Annotated in this window: 3 protein-coding genes; 1 reads left to right on the forward strand and 2 read right to left on the reverse strand. The window is 64.4% G+C overall.

Features of this window, described 5'->3' with window-relative positions:
- Positions 1-330: 330 nt before the first annotated feature.
- Both IIB36_20305 and IIB36_20310 read right to left on the reverse strand, forming a co-directional pair.
- Entirely contained in the window at positions 331-1,941 is a 1,611-nt protein-coding gene (locus IIB36_20305) for an FAD-dependent oxidoreductase (protein ID MCH7534082.1), read from the reverse strand.
- A gap of 377 nt (positions 1,942-2,318) precedes the next feature.
- Positions 2,319-3,554 (reverse strand): glycosyltransferase, encoded by a 1,236-nt coding sequence (locus IIB36_20310; protein MCH7534083.1) that lies wholly within the window; start codon positions 3,552-3,554, stop codon positions 2,319-2,321.
- Between the two features lie 321 nt (positions 3,555-3,875).
- Here IIB36_20310 and IIB36_20315 point away from each other — a divergent pair.
- The coding region (locus IIB36_20315; protein MCH7534084.1) for an MBL fold metallo-hydrolase at positions 3,876-4,222 on the forward strand (347 nt) is incomplete at its 3' end.

The following is a 4,222-nucleotide window of genomic DNA, read 5'->3' on the forward strand; positions in this document are numbered from 1 at the left end:
TCGACTAAGGATAGCCAAAGCAAAAACGCCTTTGAGGGGTCGGGTTAACGATCCTGCGCCCAGAGACGCGAAGTTCCCCTCCCATCCGCCGGGTTCCCGCCACGCAACCCGAGTTTTTGGGGTCCCACCTGGGGTCCCATAGCCCCATTTTCACCTCCCAAGGCACCGACACCAAAAAGCCGGAAGCCCAGGTACCTACTAGATTTCCGGCCCAGTGCGCCGGGTGGGTCTCGAACCCACGACCTACGGATTAAAAATTGGGGTTCACTCGCCACTTCTCGATCCGCAGCAGCTTCACAACGAGAGCTGCGGCCTGAGCGGGACCTGCGGTTAGCCGTGGACGTTCACATCGCCCCGGTCGCCTGACGCGCCGAAGCGACCGCTCTCGGCAAGCGCACGCGCAACGGCAATGCCGTCCATGGCGGCGCTCATGATGCCACCCGCGTACCCCGCTCCCTCGCCGCACGGGTAGAGCCCCTCGAGATCGGGGCTCGTGAGGCGCTCCTTATCTCTGGGCACGCGCACCGGTGAGCTCGTTCGCGACTCGACACCGACGAGGACTGCTTCCTCGCTCACGTAACCGCGCATGCGCTTGTCGAAGACGTTGAGCGCGCGGCGCATCCGTTCCGCGAGCCCGATTCCGACCAGATCAAGCACGTCTCCGACGTTCCCGGCGGCCAGCCCCGGCTGGTAGCTCGTCGCGGGCACGGTGGTCGAAGCCCGCCCGGCCACGAAGTCGGTGGCTCGGGTGGCCGGAGCCCGCAGGCCACCCCCTCCCGCCTGCCACGCCGCCTCTTCAATGCGACGCTGTAGCTCCAAGCCCGCCAGCGGCCCGCTGAAGCCGGCTTTGAGCGCATCCTCCACTTCGATGCCGACCACCAGCCCCGAGTTGGCGTAAGGCGAGTCGCGGCGGGAGAGGCTCATGCCGTTGAGGACGAGCTCGCCCGGGCTCGTGGACGCGGGGACGATGAAGCCGCCGGGGCACATACAGAAGCTGAAGACGCCCCGACCCGACTCGGTGAACGCCATCTTGTAGGCCGCGTTGGGCAGCTTCGGGTGCTCGGCGGATCGGCCGTACTGGACGCGATTGATGAGGGGCTGAGGGTGCTCGATGCGAACCCCGAGCGCGAACGCCTTCGGCTCGAGAGAGACGCCGGCGTCGAGGAGCATGTGAAAGACGTCGCGGGCCGAGTGCCCGGTGGCAAGCACCACCGCGTCGGCACCCAGCTCCTCGCCGGACTCCAGCCGCACCCCGCTCACAGAACGGCGCGCGCCCTGGTCCAGGGTCAGCAACGCCACCACCCGGGCTTCGAAGCGGAACGTCACGCCGTGCCGCTCTAGGCGCTCCCGGATCGCGGTGACGACTTTGGGCAGCTTGTTGCTGCCGATGTGAGGGCGGGCGTCGGTCAGGATGGACTCGGGCGCCCCGTGGAGCACCAGCGTCTCGAGCACGTCGCGGCAGTCGCCGCGCTTGTGGGACCGCGTGTAGAGCTTGCCGTCGCTGTACGTGCCCGCTCCTCCCTCGCCAAAGCAATAGTTGCTGTCCACGTCGACGACACCCCGCTGGTTCAGTCCCCGGAGGTCGCGGCGGCGAGGCTGAACCGTTTTGCCACGGTCCACGACCGTGCAGCCGATACCGCGGCGCGCCAGTTCGTAGGCGCAGAACAACCCCGCGGGCCCATCTCCGACGACGATGACCCGACCGAGACGATCCACGTCGACGGGATGGGGCGTTCCCAGGTCGCGCAGCTCCGGGTCCAGCTCGAGAAGGAGCCGGAACACGACCCGACCGCGTCGCGCGTCGATGGACCGTTTCCGGAGCGTGAGCCCGACGAGGTCGGCCGGGCTCACGCCGATCCGACGTGCGGCTTTTCGGCGTATGGCCTCGTCGTCGTCGGCCTCGTCCAGCCCGAGTTCGATCTCGATTTCGGACGGTAACATGGTCATCCGCAACACTTCATCGGGGTGATGTAGAGGAGGCCGTCTCGTAAGGGGACGATGATTTCCCTCTTCTCCAGGAGTTCTTCAACGTCCCGAAACTCAGAGCGAACCTACCGTACGGCCAGGGCACCGTGACTGATGATCTGATTGCAGTATACACACAGAGTGCCATTGAGTCCGCCTAAGTTACTGTGATATATGTGGTTAGAGGGTTGGATGTTGTCCATAGTTTTGCTGAGATTCGACCAGTTTCGGGGAGTTTGGGGTACCACTTGGGGATGCGACGCCGGTTGTCCAGTGCTCAACGAGGCGGGTCATGCAACGAGAAGCTCGCGTGCAGAACCCTTGCCACGATGACCCTTCTCGGGATGGGTGACTCAGCCCTTCAGGTCGTCCTCTCGACGATAGCGATCTTCCATTTGGAAAAGCACCCGGCGTATCGCGTCGAGTTCAGAAGTGCTCAGGTCGGCCAGCGCGCGCTCGTTAAGCAGGGCCCGCACGCGCGAAGCTTCGGTCTCGGTTCCGGGAAGCTGGCACCCGTACCGGTCCAGCCAGTCTATCAGCGTTGCCCGGTCGTCGGTCGGCGCTTCACGATACTCGGCCTTCAGGTATTGCAGAATGCGGAGTCCGTCGAGCCGCTCGTGGCAGGCGCGGACAAATCGATCCAGTGTCGGGTGGTTGTCGCGCAGCGGTTGCCATAGAGCGTCGGTACCGATCTTGTTCCGCAGGAATTCGTCAAGCGGCGTTTCGACCGGTCCGGCGAACAGTTCGGGGAAGGCCTCGGTGGTGCGGCTGATCCGGTCGAAGAGTTCCGGAGCATAGAGTGGATAGCGGTCGGAGTATTCGCCTTCGCAGGCGGCGACGATGGCTTGACCGGTCCCGACGGGAACGCGCCAGGACTTGCGGGTCGCGGGGGCAACCGGGGCGGCGGTCCAATGGAGTACCCGTCCATGTTTGGTCAGTTTTTGCAGGAAGTAGAAATCCTCACCGCTGGTTCGAGGCGTCAGCCCGCCCACTCTTCGGTAGACGGAAACAGGCACGGCAATTGCCGAGCCGAGCGCAGTGAAGGAGTAGGGAGACCCGATTCGCCAGAGGTTGAGCGCATAGAAGCGCATGTAGATTTCGTAACCCAGCATCGCGCGGGTGACGGCTCCGTCGTCGGTGAGTGGATGGTAGTAACGCGCGGCGATGGCACAGGCGGCCGGATGCCGGTTGAAGGAGTCGATAAGGGATCGCAGATAACCCGGGGGCGTCAGCGTGTCAGCATCGAGGCTTACGATGATATCCCGGGGGGCGGCCTCCGCACAGATCGCATCCATCAACTCCTTTCGCGCGTGCCCAACACCGCTCCGCTTCGGTGGCCAGCCCCGGCCCGGTGAGGAGCGATCGATAATGCGGAGGTCGAGGTCCGTGATTGCGGCAAGCAGATGGAGACAGGCCTGGTTGGCTTCGCACACGGGGCGTCGATCCGGCTCGTGTTGCCACGCTTCCGGTTGGTTTACGCATAACCACGTGACAAATCGCACGCCCTCCTGTCGCCGAAGCGCGTCGAGGCAGGCGGGAAGGTATTCGAGCTCGTCCTGAACCGGAATGGCGATGTGGACAGTGGCCACAGCTGAACCTCGGCTGACAACTTTTGTCCCCTGGGGGCCCGGCGGCGGGCCGACCTTCGGGTGCATGTGGTGGCTTCTTGCGTGCGTTTCTCGCGGCAAACTACAACATCGGTGTGGCGAGGGTCAGGCACCGACGCCCCGGTGCGTGCCGTGGCACTCTGAAATCGGGTTTACGATCGACCGATCAAGCGGCTTCTCGGTAGTAGTGACTGATGGCCAGTCCTGAGGCGGTGTGGGTGGCGCACAACCGGATCAGAGAGACTATGTTGCCTCCCAGATTCGCCACGCGCATTGATGCGCCTTCCACAAGAGACCACCGCCATGAGAACCGACACAGCCATCGTCACCATGTTCGTAGCGAGCCTCGCCGCGTGCTCGCCGACAACAGAAGAAGCCGCTCCCGATGAAACTACCGAAGCGGTGGCGGCAGCCATCGCCGCTTTTGGCGCGGGCGAAAACGTGTCCCCCTTCGCGATCGGCTCGCTGCAGGCCGCGTCACTGAGAGACGCCGCCTTCGCACCAGCCAACGACAACATGACGCTCGCCATTAACGTGACGAAGGCCGATGTGGACGCCCTGCTGACGGCGGCGGGCCTCGCGACCGATGTCCTCCAACTCAGTGTCCAGCCACTGATCGTCCGCACACCCGACCGCGTGCTGCTGTTCGA

The sequence above is a fragment of the Gemmatimonadota bacterium genome, assembly GCA_022560615.1.
In the GTDB taxonomy this organism is placed as follows: Bacteria; Gemmatimonadota; Gemmatimonadetes; order Longimicrobiales; family Gaopeijiaceae; genus UBA1138.